Raw genomic sequence first — 18875 nt, 5'->3', positions numbered from 1 at the left:
TATGCTACCGAATTATTTCCAAGATCCTCAAATATTGCATCTTAATACTACACCACATCATTGCTATTTTATCCCTCATCAGAGTGAGGAAAGTGCGGTGAAAAATCCACGAGAAAAATCCTCATTTTTTACCGCACTTAATGGTGATTGGGATTTTGCGTATTTCAAAAGCTATCACGACCTGCCGGAAAATTGGCTCAATATATCTTTTGAACACAGCATTCCCGTCCCCTCCAACTGGCAAAATCACGGCTATGATCAACATCATTACACCAATATTCATTACCCTTTCCCTTTCGATCCTCCTTTCGTGCCACAGCAAAATCCGTGCGGTTTATATCACCGCACACTACAAATTACCCCAAAAACAAATAAACGCTATTTACTCAATTTTGAGGGTGTAGATAGCTGTTTATTTTTATATATCAATCAAAAATTTGTGGGCTATTCGCAAATCAGCCATTGCACATCGGAATTTGATATTACGCCTTTTTTACACAAAGGGAAAAACCATTTCCACGTGCTAGTCTTAAAATGGTGTGATGGTAGTTATTTAGAAGATCAAGATAAATTCCGAATGTCCGGTATTTTTCGTGATGTTTATTTATTGGAGAGAGAATTCCACTATTTACAAGATTTCTTTATCCGTACCACACTGGCGGAAGACTTAAAAAGTGCGGTATTAAATGTAGATCTTTCTTTTGTGAAAAACGAACCGATGGCGGAAAAACGGAACATTCGTTGGCAATTATATGATCCAAAAGGTAACCGACTATTAGATGAGGAGACTCAGGATAAGCAAGGAGAATTTACAGTAAATAATGTAACATTATGGCATGCCGAATCACCACAACTTTACACCTTATTGATTCAATATGGATCAGAAGTGATTTGCCAAAAGATCGGTTTTCGTCAAATCGAAATAAAAAACGGCGTACTTTTATTTAACCACCAAGCCATTAAATTTAAAGGAGTAAACCGCCACGACAGCGATCCTAAAACCGGCTATGCGATTAGCCGTGAACAAGCAATCAATGACTTACGCCTAATGAAACAACATAATTTCAACGCCATTCGCACTGCTCATTACCCCAATGCCCCTTGGTTTGCCGAATTATGCGATGAATACGGTTTTTATCTGATTTCGGAAAGTGATATTGAAAGCCATGGCGTAGCTATGCTCCACGTGCCACAGCCTGAAGACAGTATTTTCTTGAATGTGGAAAACAAGCCTGAATATGAGCGAATCCGTCAACAAATAATTGATAACTATTGCCTGATAGCCTGCGATCCTCAATGGAAAAAAGCCATTTTAGACCGCACTTTTGCCAATATTGAGCGAGATAAAAACCATCCTTCTGTAATTGTGTGGTCGTTAGGCAACGAATCCGGCTATGGTGAGAATTTTGAAGCCGCCGCCGCTTGGGTAAAAAATCGAGATCAGAGTCGTCTTGTGCATTATGAAGGCTCAATTTATCAGCATTCCAACCATAAAAATGATATATCCCAATTAGATTTTTACAGCGAAATGTATAGTTCAACGGAAAGCTTAGACGATTATTTTAGCACGCCAAAAAACCGCCCTTTCCTACTTTGTGAGTACACCCACGCCATGGGCAATTCCTGCGGTGATGCAGAAGATTATTGGCAAGCCTTTCATCGCCACACCGGGGCTTGTGGTGGCTTTGTATGGGAATGGTGCAACCACTCTCCCTATTTGCCTAATGGCAAATTCGGTTACGGTGGTGATTTTGGGGATAAACCTAATGACGGCAATTTTTGTGCAGACGGCTTAGTCACGGCAGATCGCCAAGTGCAAAGTAGTTTGCGGGAAATAAAAAACGTTAACCGCCCTATCCGTGCCTCCCTTAACGCTGGTAAGATCGTCCTCACCAATTATCTGGATTTTACCGATGCGATGGATTTTCTTACCATTAACTATCGTTTATCGGAAAATGGTCTCACCATTCGTGAAGGAATGTTTGACAACATCAAAATCGCCCCAAAACACACCGCACTTTTACCTCTTGATTTACCTAAAAATAACGGCAATTTGTGGCTTTTGGATTTAAGTTATCATCAAAAACAAGAGTCGGCATTAATCCCTCAAGATCATCAACTTGGCATGGATCAAATCAATCTATTTCCTACGATTATACAACTGTCCACTTCTACACCCAAAGCGACACGAGGCAAATTTGAAGTCATCGAAAACAACACTCAGCTCGAAATTAACAATGGCAAAGTGCGGTATATTCTTGACAAACTTTCGGGTATTTTCAGCCACATTGAGGAAAATAGTAGAGCATTAATTGAACGCCCGTTGGATTTCAATATCTGGCGTGCGCCGATAGACAATGATCGATTAATCAAAGCCCAATGGGTTTCCGCTGGTTATCACCAAGTACAAATCCGAGCTTATGATATTAAGTGGAAACAAAATGATGATCATGTACAAATCCGTGCCTTATGTGGCTTAACAGCAATATCAAAGGAACGTATCTTAACCCTTGATGTCATTTATCGCATTTTCACCAACGGCTTGCTCAGTGTGGAAATTCAGGCACAAAAAACACCGCACTTGCCTTATCTCCCCCGCTTCGGATTGCGTTTCTTTTTACCAAAAGCCATGCAACAAACGGAGTATTTTGGCTACGGAAGCCCTAGCCATAATGGAGAAAGCTATATTGATAAACATCACGCCTGCCAACTTGGTATTTACCACACAACACCGGAAAAAAATCATGTGGATTATCTTAAACCTCAGGAAAACGGCAGTCATTATGCCTGTTCTTATGTGAAAGTGCGGTCAGCAACACAAAAGATTTTTATCACTGCCGTACAACCATTTAGTTTTAGCATTTCGCCTTATTCTCAGGAAGAATTGGCAACGAAAGCCCATAATGATGAACTACTGGAAGATACAAGCACGGTACTTTGCATAGATTACAAAATGAGCGGAATCGGCTCCAATTCATGCGGTCCGAATCTAAAATCGCAATATCGCTTAAATGAGTTACAATGGCACTGCCGTTTCGATCTCTATTTTGGGTAAATTTCCCACTTAAACGGAAGGTGGTAAGAAATGATTAAATGTATCATTCGCAATCAACAAAAAGGCTCACTTTCGTGAGCCATTTTTTTAATTAATCATGTAACCCTAATTTTTTCTCAAGGTAATGAATATTTGTTCCCCCTTTTTGGAAATTTTCATCTTCCAAAATCATCTCATGTAGTGGAATATTAGTTTTAATGCCATCAATGATGGTTTCAGCCAAAGCATTTTGCATACGGCGGATCGCCACATCTCGGGTATCGCCATAGGCAATAAGTTTTGCAATCATGGAATCATAATGCGGAGGCACTGTATAACCGCCATACACATGGGAATCCCAACGCACGCCAAAACCACCCGGTGAATGTAAGTGATTGACTCTCCCCGGTGATGGTAAGAATGATTTAGGATCTTCCGCATTAATACGGCACTCGATCGCATGACCTTTTACTTTAATATCTTCTTGTTTGAAAGAAATCGGTAAACCTGCGGCAATGCGTAACTGCTCTTTAACCAAATCCACGCCGGTAATCATTTCTGTTACCGGATGTTCCACTTGGATACGGGTATTCATTTCAATGAAATAAAATTCACCGTTTTCATATAAAAACTCGAATGTACCAGCTCCACGATAACCGATTTCCACACAAGCATTTGCACAACGGGAACCGATGTCACGGCGAAGTTCTTCAGTGATTCCCGGAGCCGGTGCCTCTTCCACTACTTTTTGATGGCGACGCTGCATTGAACAGTCACGTTCTGCCAAATACACAGCGTTACCGTGAGTATCCGCCAATACTTGAATTTCCACATGACGTGGATTTTCTAAGTATTTTTCCATATAAACCATATCATTATTAAACGCCGCTTTTGCTTCCGCTTTTGTCATCGCAATGGATTCTTCTAATGCTTCTTCGCTACGGACAACACGCATACCGCGACCGCCACCGCCACCGGAGGCTTTAATAATAATTGGATAACCGATACGTTTTGCAATTTCTTTATTTTTGGCTATGTCGTTTCCGACAGGGCCATCAGATCCCGGCACACAAGGCACCCCGGCTTTTTTCATTGCTTTAATCGCAGAGACTTTATCACCCATTAAACGAATAACATCTGCTGTCGGCCCGATAAAAGTAAAACCTGAACGCTCTACTTGCTCGGCAAAATCCGCATTTTCAGATAAAAAACCATATCCCGGATGAATGGCATCCGCCCCCGTCACTTCAGCGGCAGCAATAATCGCAGGAATGTTTAGATAGCTTTTTGCCGAAGGTGCAGGCCCGATGCAAACGGTTTCATCTGCCAATAATACATGTTTTAAATCACGATCTGCCGTGGAGTGAACCGCAACGGTTTTAATGCCTAATTCTTTACACGCGCGTAAAATGCGTAATGCAATTTCACCACGGTTGGCAATCACAACTTTTTCTAACATAAGAAATTCCACTTGTTAAAAAATGGCGGGCAAGCCCGCCATTTTGGATAATTGATAGGGTTATTCGATAACGATCAATGGTTGATCAAATTCAACCGGTTCGCCATCATTGACGAGGATTGCTTTTACTACACCGGCTTTGTCCGCTTCAATACGGTTCATCATTTTCATTGCCTCAACGATACAAAGCGTATCACCGACTTTAACCGGTTGTCCTACATCAACAAATGCTTTCGCTTCCGGGCTTGGGCTACGGTAGAATGTGCCGACCATCGGGGAACGAACTTGGTGACCAACGACTTCTTCAGACACTGCCTGAGCAGCAGTTGGCGCAGGTGCATTGACCTGAGCCGGTACAACTGCCGGCGCCGCAACAGGTGCGGAATATTGTACCGCCGCCGGTACAACGGCAGGAACGGCACGACTAATACGAACCGTACCCTCTTCTTCTTGAACTTCTAATTCAGTGATACCTGATTCTTCCACTAATTCGATCAGTTTTTTAATTTTACGAATGTCCATTATGTTCTTCCTAAAAGAATAAAATTTTTGACCGCACTTTTATCTATCAAAATAAGTACACAAAATTGCGATCAGTTATAAACTTGTCTTTGAGCAGGCAAAGATTACATTAAATTTAGCTAAATTGCGATAAAATTCTATGAATTTCGCCTAAAATGCTTATTTTCGTTACTTTTTCGCTAAAAAATCCAAGGCAAATAAAAAGGCAAATTCATACCCCTTTGCGCCCAATCCGCAAACCACACCTTCCGCAACGTCACTGAAATAAGAATGATGACGAAACGGCTCACGTTTATGTACGTTAGACAAATGAATTTCCACAAAAGGAATGGATACCGCCAATAAGGCATCCCGTAAAGCCACACTCGTATGCGTATAAGCGGCAGGATTAATTAAAATAAAATCTACGGTTTGGAAACTTTGGTGGATTTTTTCAATCAGTTTTTCCTCGCTATTTGCTTGGAAACAATCTAGTTCAATATTGTGTTGATTAGCCAATAACTTTAGATTTGCTTCAATGGCTGCAAGGGATAAACTGCCGTAATGTTTAGGTTCACGCGCGCCTAACATATTTAAGTTCGGGCCGTTTAGTAACAAAATTCGGGATTTTTGCGACATTTTCTCTTCCTTTTAAGATTGTGCATTATACGGATTTTTCGATAAGCGGTGGTCGAATCAGATAATTCTTGTAATCAATTCGGAATCTAAATCAATAAGCGGCAATCTCGATCCTTTCCACGGACGCAGCACTTGATAAGTCATTAAATCCAGCGTATCTAAACCCGGTGTCACATTCGGTGTATATTGTTGTGCCATTCGTGCCAGTTGGGTTAAACCAAGGCTACTTTCAATACTTGAACTAACTACCGCTTTTAATCCCAAAGTATGAGCTTTTTTGATTAATTCAATACAACGCTCAAGGGAACCAATTAATGTCGGTTTAATCACAACTGCTGCCAAGTATGGTTCTTTTTTAAGCTGAAAATCAGGTTCTCGTAAGGATTCATCCCAGGCAATGGCAATCCCTGTTTGAGCCGCAAATTCACGGCTTAATTCAGGCGTTTTGCAAGGTTCTTCCAAAAATTGAATGCGGGCACGATGCGCCGGTTTTATTTTTGTCGCAAACAGCAATGCTTTTTCAAGCGACCAACGACAGTTTGCATCAAGGCGCAGCTGCAACTCGGGAATGGCTTCTAAAAACATATCCGCGATCAACCCATCTCGGTTAGCTTCATACATCCCCACTTTGATTTTTGCCACTTTCTCACCGGAAAGATGGGCTAATTTTCCATAAAGATCATCGGGATCGCCATAACACAAAGGGGCTGTGTGATAATTTCCCTCTGCATTGAGTTCCCCCTTTAGTTCTGCCAGTGCACAGCTCAAGCCAAAGGCTACGGACGGATAAAGCCCATCAAGAGATAACTTTTCATCACGGCTACGTGCAGCATCCCAATCGGCAAGCCATTGTATTGCTTGGCTTTCCGCCATTTCTAAGGATTCCTCACTAAATCCCGGCAACGGCGCAATTTCTCCCCAACCTTCATTATTCTGACATTGGATACGCACAAGCAAACCTTCACGGCGTTTTAAAAACCGATCTCGCAAAATAAGCTGGCTATCAACAGGAATGGAATAACGATAAAGTTTATATTGTCGAATTGTCATAAATCTTGCTTACAAAAAGTGCGGTTGAAATTAACCGCACTTTTGGTTGAATAATTAAGGATTACGTCTGAATTTGCTGAAATCCGGCGCACGTTTTTCATTAAACGCATTGCGACCTTCTTGACCTTCTTCTGTCATATAAAACAACATGGTCGCATTCCCCGCCAATTCTTGAAGACCGGCTTGACCGTCACAGTCAGCATTTAATGCGGCTTTCAAACAACGTAATGCAATCGGGCTGTTGCGAAGCATTTCCCGACACCAACGCACCGTTTCTTTTTCAAGATCGGCATAAGGAACCACAGTGTTCACCAAGCCCATATCTAAGGCTTCTTGTGCATTATATTGACGACATAAGAACCAAATCTCACGGGCTTTCTTCTGACCGACTAAGCGAGCCATGTAGCTTGCCCCCCAACCGCCGTCAAAAGATCCTACTTTCGGTCCTGTTTGACCGAAAATGGCATTATCTGCCGCAATGGTTAAATCACATAACATATGCAATACATGACCGCCGCCAATGGCATAACCCGCCACCATCGCCACCACCGGTTTAGGGCAAGTACGAATATCCCGTTGGAAATCCAATACATTCAAATGATGTACGCCGCTTTCGTCTTTGTAGCCGCCGTAATCCCCACGAATTTTTTGATCGCCGCCTGAACAGAAGGCTTTTTCGCCTTCTCCGGTTAATACAATGACACCGATTTTTTCATCAAAACGTGCATTAGAGAAGGCATGGATCATTTCTTTAACGGTTTGCGGACGAAATGCATTACGCACTTCCGGACGGTTAATGGTGATTTTTGCGATACCGTCAGTGGATTTATGATAGCGAATATCGGTATAGCCTTCGCTGTGATCGACCCATTCAACGGGTGCATAAAGCACATCATCTTTTGGATTTTGCATGAATATTCCTTTTAATTAACGAAAAGTGCGGTCATTATAGCGGAAGTTTTTCCAATCGGGAAAATGAAAATTTATTTCAGCCTTTATCTATTCTGTGCTTATTGCTAGAATTTCATCTATATAAACCAATTTTTCGAGACCCAATATGAAATTTATTTTTACACTCGGCATAACACTATTACTCAGTAGTTGTAACCTTTTCGACTCATCAGAATCCCCTATTCCGGCAGAATTTGCCGGTGCGGATTATCAGCTTTCAGATAAAAATGCGAAACAATGGGCGATTGCCAGCAAACAAGCGGAGCAATGTATTTATCCGAACCTCACCCGTATTCAGCAACAGCACTTTGCCAAAGAAGATAGTTATATTCACTCCCAATATGTTTTTTTCTATCCTTTGGAAAACATTATTGGCGAAGATTATGTGAAGATTATTCAAAATGATGAAAAATCCATGAGTTATGCCACTTATCAATTCAAAAAATTCCGTACCGCGATAGGGAGTGTGGAATCACTAAATAATCAATACTGTCAGATTTTACGCACCCAAGCACGTGATGATTTAGATGTAGTGAAAGGTCAATATAAAAACGGTATGGTCGATAATTCAAAGAATGAAGACGGTACATCTAAGAATACTGATGGTGTCGCCACCAATCAAAATAAATTCTTTTTTGATATCATAAAATGGGGTTCGGCACTACTACTGTGAGTTTCATCAAACGAATCTAGGCATCATTCAAGATAAAAATCAAATATCGTTTTTAAGTAAACGATTATACGAATAAAAAATGTTAAACAGATCAAACTTTCGGTAAATAACCCTTTGAGGTTTAATTGTTTTCCGATAGTCTATCCAAAATATTTTTTCAACTTAAGAAGGTGAAATTATGGCAACTCTCTTTGATGTAGCACAAAATTGGTTAAACCAAGATCCTGATGCAGAAACTCGCGCAGAATTGACCGCACTTTTAGAATCAGCAAAAGCAGGCGATACAAAAGCAGAAGCAGAATTACAGACTCGTTTTGACGGTCGTTTGCAATTTGGTACTGCCGGTTTACGAGGTCCTTTACAAGCAGGTTCAATGGGCATGAACCGAGTTTTAGTAGCACAAGCCGCCGGCGGTTTAGCGGATTTCTTAAAAGGCTATGACAAACAACCTTCCATTGTGATTGGCTATGACGGGCGTAAAAATTCAGATGTATTTGCGCGCGACACCGCTGAAATCATGGCGGGTGCGGGAGTGAAGGCTTATTTGTTGCCACGCAAATTACCAACACCGGTATTAGCCTACGCTATTCAATATTTCGATACGACCGCCGGTGTGATGGTTACCGCAAGCCACAACCCACCGGAAGATAACGGTTATAAAGTGTACTTAGGAAAAGCGAACGGAGGGGGACAAATCGTTTCACCCGCCGATCAGGAAATTGCGACATTAATCGACAAAGTGGCGGCAGGTAGTATTCAAGATTTACCGCGTAGCAATGATTATGTTGTGTTAAATGATGAAGTGGTGGACGCTTATATTGCCAAAACCGCCTCTCTTGCTAAAGAGCCACAATGCGACATCAACTATGTTTATACCGCCATGCACGGCGTGGGTTATGAAGTATTAAGCAAAACCTTAGCTAAATCCGGTTTACCACAGCCTCACATCGTCGCCGAACAAGTGTGGCCGGACGGTACTTTCCCAACGGTTAATTTCCCAAACCCAGAAGAAAAAGGCGCATTGGATCTTGCGATTAAAGTGGCGAAAGAAAATAACGCCGAATTTATTATCGCAAACGACCCAGATGCCGACCGTTTAGCCGTTGCCGTACCGGATGCGGAAGGCAACTGGAAACCTTTACACGGCAACGTGGTGGGTTGTTTCTTAGGTTGGTATTTAGCCAAACAATACCATGCACAAGGTAAACAAGGGGTATTGGCTTGCTCTTTAGTCTCCTCCCCGGCACTTGCCGAAATAGCAAAAAAATATGGTTTCCAATCGGAAGAAACCTTAACCGGTTTCAAATATATCGGTAAAGTTCAAGGCTTATTGTTTGGTTTTGAAGAAGCTCTCGGTTACTTGGTGGATCCGGATAAAGTCCGTGATAAAGACGGTATCTCCGCAGCAATTATGTTATTAGATCTTGTCCGCAACTTGAAAAAACAAGGTAAGACCTTAGCGGATTATGCCGATGAATTTACTAAAGAATTTGGCGCTTATGTGAGCGGACAAATCTCTATTCGTGTCAGCGATCTTTCCGAAATCGGCAAATTAATGACCGCACTTCGCAACACACCGCCAAGCGTTATCGGAGGTGTGAACGTGGCACAATTTATCGACCATACGAAAACCGATCGTCAAAGCGATATTCTCGTATTTGTATTGGAAAACGGTTCCCGTTTAATTGCGCGTCCTTCAGGTACGGAGCCGAAAATTAAGTTCTATTTAGACGCACGTGGTACGGATCCGAAAAATGCAGAACAAGTGCTTGCTGATTTTGATGAAGGCGTGCGCAACATTCTGCGCCAAGATGCCTACGGTAAACAAGAGTGTTAATAATTAAATAGTTACGATAATGCAATAAAAGAGATGCCTAATTGCATCTCTTTTTTATTTCACGAGGAATAAATAAATGAACCCTTGGATTTTACTCGCAATTTCCATTTGCTTAGAAATTGCTGCAACAAATTTATTAAAACTGAGTGATGGTTTTACCAAACTTTTTCCTACCGTAGGCTCGCTCACGCTCTATGCGATTTCTTTTTATTTTGTTTCAATTATTTTTCGTTCTTTACCCGTTGGTTTGGTTTACGCCATTTGGTCAGGGGTGGGCATTGTCCTTACGGCAGTAGTTGCCTATTTTGCTTTTGGACAAAAAATTGATACGGCTGGAATAATTGGCATTGGGTTAATTATTGCCGGCGTGTTGGTCATTAACCTATTTTCAAGCGCATCCCATTAAAAAAGAGCGGTATTATGTCATTCCTATATTAACTAATCAAAAAGCGAAAATCTGCATAGTTAATTCCACTATATAATATGGTATTAAAGTGTTTTGCCTTTCACTTATTCCCCTTTATGATAGCCATATCTTCTTAATCATAGGTACTTTATGAAAAAAGCACGAGCAATACCTTATACAAACTGGGCGGCAAGTTCATTATGGTCGCTAGAAAGTAAAACGATCTGTGTGTTGTTATTTGCATTAGCAATATTAGGAATCGGCGATGGGCTAATTGTATTGTCCAATTTTGGTTCCACGCCTTGGACAGTGCTTTCTCAAGGCATTGCCTTACAAAGTGGAATTGGTATTGGCTGGGCATCGTTTTTTATTAGCGTTGTAGTAATGTTGGCATGGCTACCCTTAAAACTACGTTTTGGGCTAGGCACTCTTCTAAATATTATTATGATTGCTTTTTTCTTAGACATTACTACAAAAATTCTACCGGAACCGACCGCACTTTTGTCACGCATGACTTTTGGAATAATCGGGATTTTTCTATATGGGTTAGGCACAGCATTGTATCTCACTTGCCATTTGGGGGCAGGCCCTCGTGACGGGCTTATGGTGGGGATTTGCCAACGCTTCCATCTAAAAGTAGGGTTCGTCCGTACCGGTATTGAAATATCGGTTTGCCTATTCGGTTTTTTTCTAGGAGGAATAGTGGGTATCGGCACGCTGATTTTTGCCGCCGGAATCGGTTGGATTGTACAAGGTTGCCTAGAATTAATTACCCGTTTCTCACATTCATTAAATGAAAAACATAAGTTTTAGCCACCAATCTAACATAATGACTAATGTCTTTTTTCAAAATAAAAGGCTGATAATTCAGCCTTCAAACGATGAAAAAAACGACCGCACTTTGGTCTATTCTTACTTTGAAAAATACCATTTCGACAACAGAATGCCACTGTTTACCGCAATATTTAAGCCATTTTTTAATGGACTGCTTAAAGATAAACGAACATTTACATCCGGTCTTTCGTATAAATCCAACGTGCCACTTTCACTGAATAAAAATGCGACTTTTTTATTAAATTGAACCGAATCAAGAGAAGTCCCCTCTTTGTCTTGCGCAACATGTATCACTTGATACCCGCTTTGGCGAAGTTGTTGTAATGCAGATTCAATATCTAAACATTCTAATAAACGGATATGTTCCGCGCCGCCTTCTGCAACACGCATAGCTGCCGCAGAATACAGATTATCGGCATTATTAGTTACCACATTCTTCACACCATAAAACGCACAGGTACGCAGTACTCCCCCAATATTTTGAGCATTATCTACATTGTCTAACAGCACTAAACAATCTTCCTTGTGCGGAATATCCAAATAGCCTTGCAACATGAACGGGCGTTGTTTTTTCACTAACATACAAATACCGCCGTGATGCGTCGTACCGCTTACAAGGGATAATTCTTCATTATCTACCACGTGGTACACTTTTTTGTTTGCCGCTAAATAGCTGAACATTTCACCGATTTTATGCGACATCTGCACCGTAGCCCAAACACGAACAATACTTTCCGGACGATTATTAAATAACGCTAAACAGGCATTTTCACCATAGACTTTCATTTCTTCCGCACGATTTTTCTTAATTTTTTCCGGCGCACGGGGTGAAAGTGCGCCGGTTTTCTTTTCTTTTGGTTTGTATGCCGTCCCCGTGCTTTTCATTAAAACTTTGACATTACCTTGCGCTCTGCTGCTTTTATTTAGAGAAAGCTCAGCAACACGCGGCTCACGAACTTCTTGTTGAAAACGATGTTGTTTTTTTCTCTCATCATGTTTTTTATCAAAGTGCGGTCGATTTTCACGGTGTTTTTCGGAATTTTGTTTCCCATCAAAAGCACGCTCTTGAAAAGATTTATTAGAATTTGTCTGAAAAATAGGCTTGCGAGAACTGTTCATAAGGAGATACCCAAGAAAAAATTGAATAATAATTCGCCAATAAATGTCAAATTTTGTGAGCATTATAACGAAAAAAAACCTTTTTTCTATCAATCCATCAATGAAATATTGTAAACTAGCCCATTCCTAGAGAATGCAGAGACAAATTATGTTAATCAATAAATTAAAACGTACAGAACAAAATCTCAAAAATCTGCCTTTTTTACCTTTAGAAAAAGCACAAGTGGAATTTTTGTTCAGTCCGACTGAATTTAAAACTCAGATTATTGAATTAATTAGAAATGCGAAAAAACGTATTTATGTAACCGCACTTTACTGGCAAAAAGATGAAGCGGGACAAGAAATTCTTGATGAAATTTACCGAATAAAACAAGAACAGCCTGACTTAGATATTAAAATCCTTGTGGATTGGCATCGTGGTCAGCGTAATTTATTAGGAGCGGAAAAATCTGCGACCAATGCCGATTGGTATGTGGAACAGCGTCAAACCTACCAACTTTCGGAGGATCCGAATATGTTTTTCGGTGTGCCGATTAATACCCGTGAAGTGTTCGGCGTTTTGCATATCAAGGGGTTTATTTTCGATGATACGGTACTTTATAGTGGCGCAAGTATCAACAACGTGTATTTGCAACAAGAGGACAAATACCGTTATGACCGCTATCAAAAAATCACGAATGTGGCATTAGCCGATTCAATGGTGAATTTTATTAATGATTATTTATTGGACTTGAATGCCGTTCACCCACTTGATGTAGCAAACCGTCCCCGCACCAAAGAAATTCGCTCTGCTATTCGTGCTTATCGTAAAAATTTAGCTAATCACGCGGAATACAGCTTGGAAGGTGCAGTTAGTTTTTCCGATATTTTAAGTGTTTCCCCATTATTTGGCTTAGGTGCTTCAGACAATGAATTAAACCAAATCATTGAAGATTTGTTTTTACAAGTCCAAGAAAATTTGGTGGTTTGTACTCCTTATTTTAATTTTCCCCGAACCCTACAACTTAAAATTGCCCATTTGCTGGAAGAAGGGAAAAAGATCGAGATTATCGTGGGCGACAAAGTAGCAAACGATTTTTATATTCCACCGGAACAACCGTTCAAAATGGCGGGCGCATTGCCTTATTTATACGAAAGCAACCTCCGTCATTTTTGTGAAAAATTCCAACAAGAAATTGAACAGGGCCGATTGACGATTCGTTTATGGAAAGACGGCGATAACACTTACCATTTAAAAGGTGTGTGGGTGGATAAAGATTATATTTTGCTGACCGGTAATAACTTAAATCCGCGTGCTTGGCGTTTAGATGCGGAAAATGGGTTATTGATTCACGATCCGAAGCAGGAATTACGTGATCAAGCTGAGAAAGAGTTAAACCATATTCGTCAGCATACCACCGTATTGAGTCACTATTCCGAATTGGAAGAGCTATCTCAATACCCTGAGCCGGTTCAAAAATTACTGAAAAAATTTGCCCGAATTAAAGCAGATAAATTAGTAAAAATGATTCTTTAATAGGAAAAAGGGAAATGGCGAACATTTCCCCTTGAGCTTCCCAATTATTCTAACTAGACTACCCCATTCTTTTTATCAACCAAATACTATTATGCGTGTTTCCGATTTCCATTTTGACTTACCCGATGAACTTATCGCCCGTTATCCTAAAGCAGATCGTTCCTCTTGTCGTCTTCTGACGTTAAATGGTGAAAACGGTGAAATTTCTCACCGCACTTTCACGGAGGTATTAGATCTCATTGATGAAGGCGATTTGTTGATTTTTAACAATACCCGAGTGATTCCCGCCCGAATGTTCGGATGCAAAGCCAGTGGCGGTAAAATTGAAGTACTGGTTGAACGTATGTTGAATGAGCATCGTTTTCTCGCCCATATCCGCTCCTCAAAAGCGCCGAAGGAAGGTACTGAATTATTTTTAGGGGAAGATAAACTCGGTGAAAATAACGGCATTCAAGCAGTGATGACGGCACGCCACAGCACACTTTTTGAAGTGGAATTAGAGGATAAATCCACTACACTTTTAACTGTGCTGCAACAAATCGGGCATATGCCGTTACCGCCTTATATTGATCGCCCGGATGAGGAGGCGGATCAAGAATGCTATCAAACCGTTTATAGCAAAGTACCGGGGGCAGTGGCTGCACCAACAGCAGGCTTGCATTTCGATGATGAATTATTGGCAAAACTTCGATCCAAAGGGGTAAATTTTGAATTTGTCACTCTCCATGTAGGGGCAGGCACATTCCAACCGGTTCGAGTGGAAAATATTGAAGATCATATTATGCATGCCGAATATGTGGAGCTTTCACAAGAAGTGTGTAATGCCATTATTGCCACAAAAAAAGCAGGAAAACGCGTGATTGCGGTGGGAACAACTTCCGTCCGCTCTATTGAAACCGCTGCGTTGTCTGCCGAAGAAAACGGAAATCCGGATTTGATCGAACCCTATTTTTCCGACACCTCAATTTTCATTTATCCGGGTAAAAAATTCCGTGTAGTAGATGCCTTAATCACCAATTTCCATCTACCGGAAAGTACCCTCATTATGCTGGTTTCTGCTTTTGCCGGTTTCACCCGTACAATGAATGCCTACAAAAGTGCGGTGGAAAATCGCTATCGTTTTTTCAGTTATGGCGATGCGATGTTTATTACAAAAAATCCGAATGTGATAGGATTGGAACAAGTCGTTTGACTTAAAGAAAGGCAACGCCTACAATACGCCAACTACCTCTTGTTTCGGTGAATCTGCTTAGTCAGCGCTGCCTTTTAATCGCAGGCAAAGTAGGGTAATGATGACCAATTTAATTGTGAATTTAGTCATATTTTTATCTTTGATATGATTAACAATCAGGATCTACAATATAGCCTGACAGCGGTAACTGGCAGACTATCTTAGTAGATCCGCCTCTGCTCAAAGAGCATTAAAAAAATTATAGCATGAAGCCTGTGAATTTAAACAGGCTTTTTTATTAATAAAAATCTTCGAACTGTTTATTCGTTGAGGAAATAAAAATGAAGTATGAATTAGACAAAACGAGCGGCAATGCACGCCGTGGGCGGTTAGTCTTTGAACGCCCACAAGGTACATTTAAAGTGGAAACGCCTGCATTTATGCCAGTGGGTACTTATGGTACCGTGAAAGGAATGACGCCAGAAGAAGTTCGTGCAACGGGGGCTGAAATTTTACTGGGTAATACCTTCCATTTATGGTTGCGCCCGGGACAAGAAGTGATGCGTAAACACGGTGATTTACACGATTTCATGCAGTGGCATCGCCCAATCTTAACTGATAGCGGCGGTTTCCAAGTATTTAGTCTTGGGAAATTACGCAAAATCACCGAAGAAGGCGTACAATTCCAAAATCCGATTAATGGCGAGCGAATCTTCCTTTCTCCGGAAAAATCTATGGAAATTCAATATGATCTCGGCTCCGATATCGTGATGATTTTCGATGAATGTACTCCCTATCCTGCAACCTTTGACTATGCCAAAAAATCCATGGAAATGTCCCTTCGTTGGGCAAAACGTAGCCGTGATCGCTTTGATGAACTCAGCAATAAAAATGCGCTTTTCGGGATCATTCAAGGAGGCATATTTGAAGAATTACGCAAAATTTCCTTGGAAGGCTTAGTCAATATCGGTTTTGACGGTTATGCTGTGGGTGGTTTGGCCGTGGGCGAACCGAAAGAAGATATGCACCGTATTTTAGAATACATTTGTCCGCAAATTCCGGCAGATAAACCACGTTATTTAATGGGCGTAGGAAAACCGGAAGATTTGGTTGAAGGCGTTCGTCGTGGCATCGATATGTTTGATTGCGTGATGCCAACCCGCAATGCCCGTAACGGCCACTTATTTGTCACGGACGGTATTGTGAAAATTCGTAATGCGAAATACCGTGATGACACCAGCCCACTCGATCCTCATTGTGATTGTTACACCTGTAAAAATTACACCAAAGCCTATTTATATCATCTAGATAAATGCGGCGAGATTTTAGGGGCACGCTTAAATACTATTCATAATTTGCGTTATTACCAACGCCTTATGGCGGAAATTCGTCAAGCCATTGAAGATGATCGTTTTGATGATTTTGTGGTAGCGTTTTATGCGAGAATAGGGAAACCTGTACCACCGTTGCAACTTGATACTACGTCCTTACCATTATCTGAATAAGGCACAAAAAGTGCGGTCATTTTTGACCGCATTTTTCACACGAAGAGAAGGAAAATTATGCAAATTCTTGAACCTCAGCAATTCGCCAGTTGGAATGACCCCATTGAAATGCTTTATACCTGCCACAGCAAAGTAAAACGCTTTTGTCATCAACTCAGCATTTTACCGGGTTATCTAGAGAAAAATGGCGTGAACCAAGCCGTACTGAATGATGTAAAAATTATCTTACAATATTTTAATTATGCAGCTCTGCTTCATCACGATGATGAGGAAAAAGACTTTTTTCCTGCCTTAATGCTCAAAGCACCGGAAATTCAATCGCAAGTAGAAGAATTAGAACGCCAACATATTGATTTACACGAAAATTGGCGTTTACTTTCGGAACAATTGGAAGATCTAATTGCACAAGAAAGTATTTCTCTCGATCCTGCTCTAATCCAACGCTTTGTGTTGGGTTACGATAAACACATTCTGATTGAAGAACCCCTTTTTGAATTAGGTAAGCAACATTTGACCGAAACAGAATTGAAGGCGATTGGGCAAGTTATGTCAAATCGGCGTCATCCTTGAGTTATGGATTATCAACTTGATACGCAAGATTATCGCTGCCCTTTGCCATTGCTGATGATAAAAAAATCTCTGGTTGCCCTCACAAAAGACGACAGCTTACTAGTACTCATTTCAACAGAAAGCAGTGAAAAGGAAATTGAGCAGCTGTGCGAAAGCTTAGATTGTTTATGTCAGCGAAATGAAGATCATTCATTTATTCTTCGTAGGCGTTCAAAATAAGTTTACTCGTGATAAGTTTTTATAAAAAGTTACTCGCTATTCTTCGCAACTTTCAATTACCGGTAAGCAAAGTATTACCACATTCAATTCTGTGATTTCTTTCAATATCTCTTAATTAAATAACACCTATCGACCAAAATCACTATAATTAGTTTTTGTAGCCGAATTTTAGTCTAAAGAGGGAATAATGATGAAAAATTTAAACATGATTTGGGGTTTACTTTTGGTATTAGTGATCACGGCAATCGCTGTTTTCATTGGAAATAATGCATTAGTCGAAAGACTGAATATCAGCGCATTAACATTGGCAATTGTCATTGGTATTCTATGCGGCAATACGTTCTATCATAAAATTGAAAATTTTACGCATCTCGGTGTAACTTTCGCTAAAGGAAAATTGTTACGCCTCGGCATTATTTTGTATGGTTTCAGAATTACTCTACAAGATATCGGGCAAGTGGGAGTCAATGCAGTATTAGCCGATGCCATTATGTTAGTATTGACATTTGTGATTACCTGCTGGATTGGCATTAAGATCTTAAAACTTGATAAACAAATCGTTTTTCTTACCGGTGCCGGATGTAGCATTTGCGGTGCTGCTGCAATTATTGCAAGCGAACCTGTGGTAAAAGCCCCCTCTTACAAAGTTTCTGTTGCCGTAGCGTTAATCGTTATTTTCGGCACAATTTCTATGTTTTTATACCCTGTTCTTTATCCTATTTTGATTGATTTTATTAATCCCCATCAGTTTGGTATTTACATCGGTTCTTCCATACATGAAGTCGCCCAAGTCTATGCAGCAGGGAGTAATATTAGCCCAGTTGTCGCTGATGTTGCGGTGGTTTCAAAAATGATACGGGTAATGATGCTTGCTCCTTTTTTACTCGCCTTATCTTATTTTTTACACAAAGATAAAGAACAAAAGCACACGATTTCAATTCCTTATTTTGCGTTAATGTTTATCCTCGTTGCCGTGTTTAATTCTTTTAACTTATTACCGACCGAATGGGTGAATGTATTAGTTCAAATTGATACTATTTTTTTAATGGCAGCCATGGCAGGACTGGGATTAACCACAAATGTGAGCACAGTGAAACAGGCCGGATTAAAGCCGCTTTTATTAGGTGCATTGGTCTTTGTATGGTTGGTTGTTGGTGGGTTTGTTATTAACTTACTGCTTTATCACTTATTAGGCTAAGGAAGGAAAATTTTTCTTTCGGAATTGATCGCTTGGAATAAATCTATGATGTAGTTACGATATAAATCAAAGCGACTATAAACAGATTTTTCTGACTACTTGAAAATTTTTCAGAATTTAGTAAAAATCGACTTCAGCCCTTAAGGCTTTACCATTCAACGATTAACTTATAGCAAATTCAGTTATACTAACC

Annotated in this window: 17 protein-coding genes; 11 read left to right on the top strand and 6 right to left on the bottom strand. The window is 40.5% G+C overall.

All coding sequences use genetic code 11. The annotated features are described in order from the left end of the window. Position 1: 1 nt before the first annotated feature. Positions 2-3055, top strand: coding sequence for a glycoside hydrolase family 2 TIM barrel-domain containing protein (locus BKK47_RS05675; RefSeq protein WP_077493932.1), 3054 nt, complete (start codon positions 2-4; stop codon positions 3053-3055). Positions 3056-3146: 91 nt separating this feature from the next. Here the strand turns inward: BKK47_RS05675 and accC are convergent, their stop codons facing one another. From accC to menB, 5 genes are all read right to left on the bottom strand, one after another. After that, positions 3147-4493, bottom strand: coding sequence for an acetyl-CoA carboxylase biotin carboxylase subunit (gene accC / locus BKK47_RS05670; protein ID WP_077493931.1), 1347 nt, complete (start codon positions 4491-4493; stop codon positions 3147-3149). Between the two features lie 60 nt (positions 4494-4553). Further along, complete coding sequence (gene accB, locus BKK47_RS05665) at positions 4554-5015, bottom strand: acetyl-CoA carboxylase biotin carboxyl carrier protein (RefSeq protein ID WP_077493930.1); 462 nt, start codon at positions 5013-5015, stop codon at positions 4554-4556. Positions 5016-5183: 168 nt separating this feature from the next. After that, positions 5184-5633, bottom strand: coding sequence for a type II 3-dehydroquinate dehydratase (gene aroQ, locus BKK47_RS05660; protein WP_077493929.1), 450 nt, complete (start codon positions 5631-5633; stop codon positions 5184-5186). Positions 5634-5690: 57 nt separating this feature from the next. After that, a complete protein-coding gene (gene menC, locus BKK47_RS05655; RefSeq protein ID WP_077493928.1) occupies positions 5691-6683 on the bottom strand; it encodes an o-succinylbenzoate synthase in 993 nt (330 codons plus the stop codon). A 54-nt stretch (positions 6684-6737) separates the two neighbouring features. Next, positions 6738-7595, bottom strand: a complete 858-nt coding sequence (gene menB, locus BKK47_RS05650; protein WP_077493927.1) for a 1,4-dihydroxy-2-naphthoyl-CoA synthase — start codon at positions 7593-7595, stop codon at positions 6738-6740. Between the two features lie 145 nt (positions 7596-7740). Here menB and BKK47_RS05645 point away from each other — a divergent pair, with 145 nt between their 5' ends. The 4 genes from BKK47_RS05645 to yczE all read left to right on the top strand — a co-directional run bounded on the left by BKK47_RS05645 (position 7741) and on the right by yczE (position 11363). After that, positions 7741-8307: a DUF5358 domain-containing protein gene (locus BKK47_RS05645; RefSeq protein ID WP_077493926.1), complete on the top strand. Its 567-nt coding sequence runs from the start codon at positions 7741-7743 to the stop codon at positions 8305-8307. Positions 8308-8485: 178 nt separating this feature from the next. After that, positions 8486-10144, top strand: a complete 1659-nt coding sequence (locus BKK47_RS05640) for a phospho-sugar mutase (RefSeq protein WP_077493925.1) — start codon at positions 8486-8488, stop codon at positions 10142-10144. Between the two features lie 76 nt (positions 10145-10220). Further along, entirely contained in the window at positions 10221-10550 is a 330-nt protein-coding gene (locus tag BKK47_RS05635; protein WP_077493924.1) for a DMT family transporter, read from the top strand. A gap of 150 nt (positions 10551-10700) precedes the next feature. Further along, positions 10701-11363 carry a membrane protein YczE gene (gene yczE, locus BKK47_RS05630; RefSeq protein WP_077493923.1) on the top strand — a complete coding sequence of 221 codons (663 nt, stop codon included), beginning with the start codon at positions 10701-10703 and terminating at the stop codon, positions 11361-11363. Between the two features lie 99 nt (positions 11364-11462). Here the strand turns inward: yczE and BKK47_RS05625 are convergent, their stop codons facing one another. After that, positions 11463-12503 (bottom strand): TrmH family RNA methyltransferase, encoded by a 1041-nt coding sequence (locus tag BKK47_RS05625; RefSeq protein WP_077493940.1) that lies wholly within the window; start codon positions 12501-12503, stop codon positions 11463-11465. A 148-nt stretch (positions 12504-12651) separates the two neighbouring features. On the opposite strand from BKK47_RS05625, the gene pssA reads away from it, so the two are divergent. From pssA to BKK47_RS05595, 6 genes are all read left to right on the top strand, one after another. After that, positions 12652-14019, top strand: coding sequence for a CDP-diacylglycerol--serine O-phosphatidyltransferase (pssA, locus tag BKK47_RS05620; protein WP_077493922.1), 1368 nt, complete (start codon positions 12652-12654; stop codon positions 14017-14019). 91 nt (positions 14020-14110) lie between these two features. Then, positions 14111-15211: a tRNA preQ1(34) S-adenosylmethionine ribosyltransferase-isomerase QueA gene (gene queA, locus BKK47_RS05615; RefSeq protein WP_077493921.1), complete on the top strand. Its 1101-nt coding sequence runs from the start codon at positions 14111-14113 to the stop codon at positions 15209-15211. A gap of 320 nt (positions 15212-15531) precedes the next feature. Continuing rightward, complete coding sequence (gene tgt / locus BKK47_RS05610; protein WP_077493920.1) at positions 15532-16695, top strand: tRNA guanosine(34) transglycosylase Tgt; 1164 nt, start codon at positions 15532-15534, stop codon at positions 16693-16695. A gap of 57 nt (positions 16696-16752) precedes the next feature. Next, positions 16753-17265, top strand: a complete 513-nt coding sequence (locus BKK47_RS05605; RefSeq protein WP_077493919.1) for a hemerythrin domain-containing protein — start codon at positions 16753-16755, stop codon at positions 17263-17265. A 3-nt stretch (positions 17266-17268) separates the two neighbouring features. Further along, positions 17269-17484, top strand: a complete 216-nt coding sequence (locus BKK47_RS05600; protein ID WP_077493918.1) for a sulfurtransferase TusA family protein — start codon at positions 17269-17271, stop codon at positions 17482-17484. Between the two features lie 190 nt (positions 17485-17674). Next, positions 17675-18682, top strand: a complete 1008-nt coding sequence (locus BKK47_RS05595) for a YeiH family protein (protein ID WP_077493917.1) — start codon at positions 17675-17677, stop codon at positions 18680-18682. Positions 18683-18875: the final 193 nt, after the last annotated feature.

Origin of the sequence: Rodentibacter mrazii (assembly GCF_001998825.1) — a bacterium.
GTDB lineage: Bacteria > Pseudomonadota > Gammaproteobacteria > Enterobacterales > Pasteurellaceae > Rodentibacter > Rodentibacter mrazii.
Note: the sequence above shows the minus strand (reverse complement) of the source record. Positions and strands in the feature narration are given on the sequence as shown.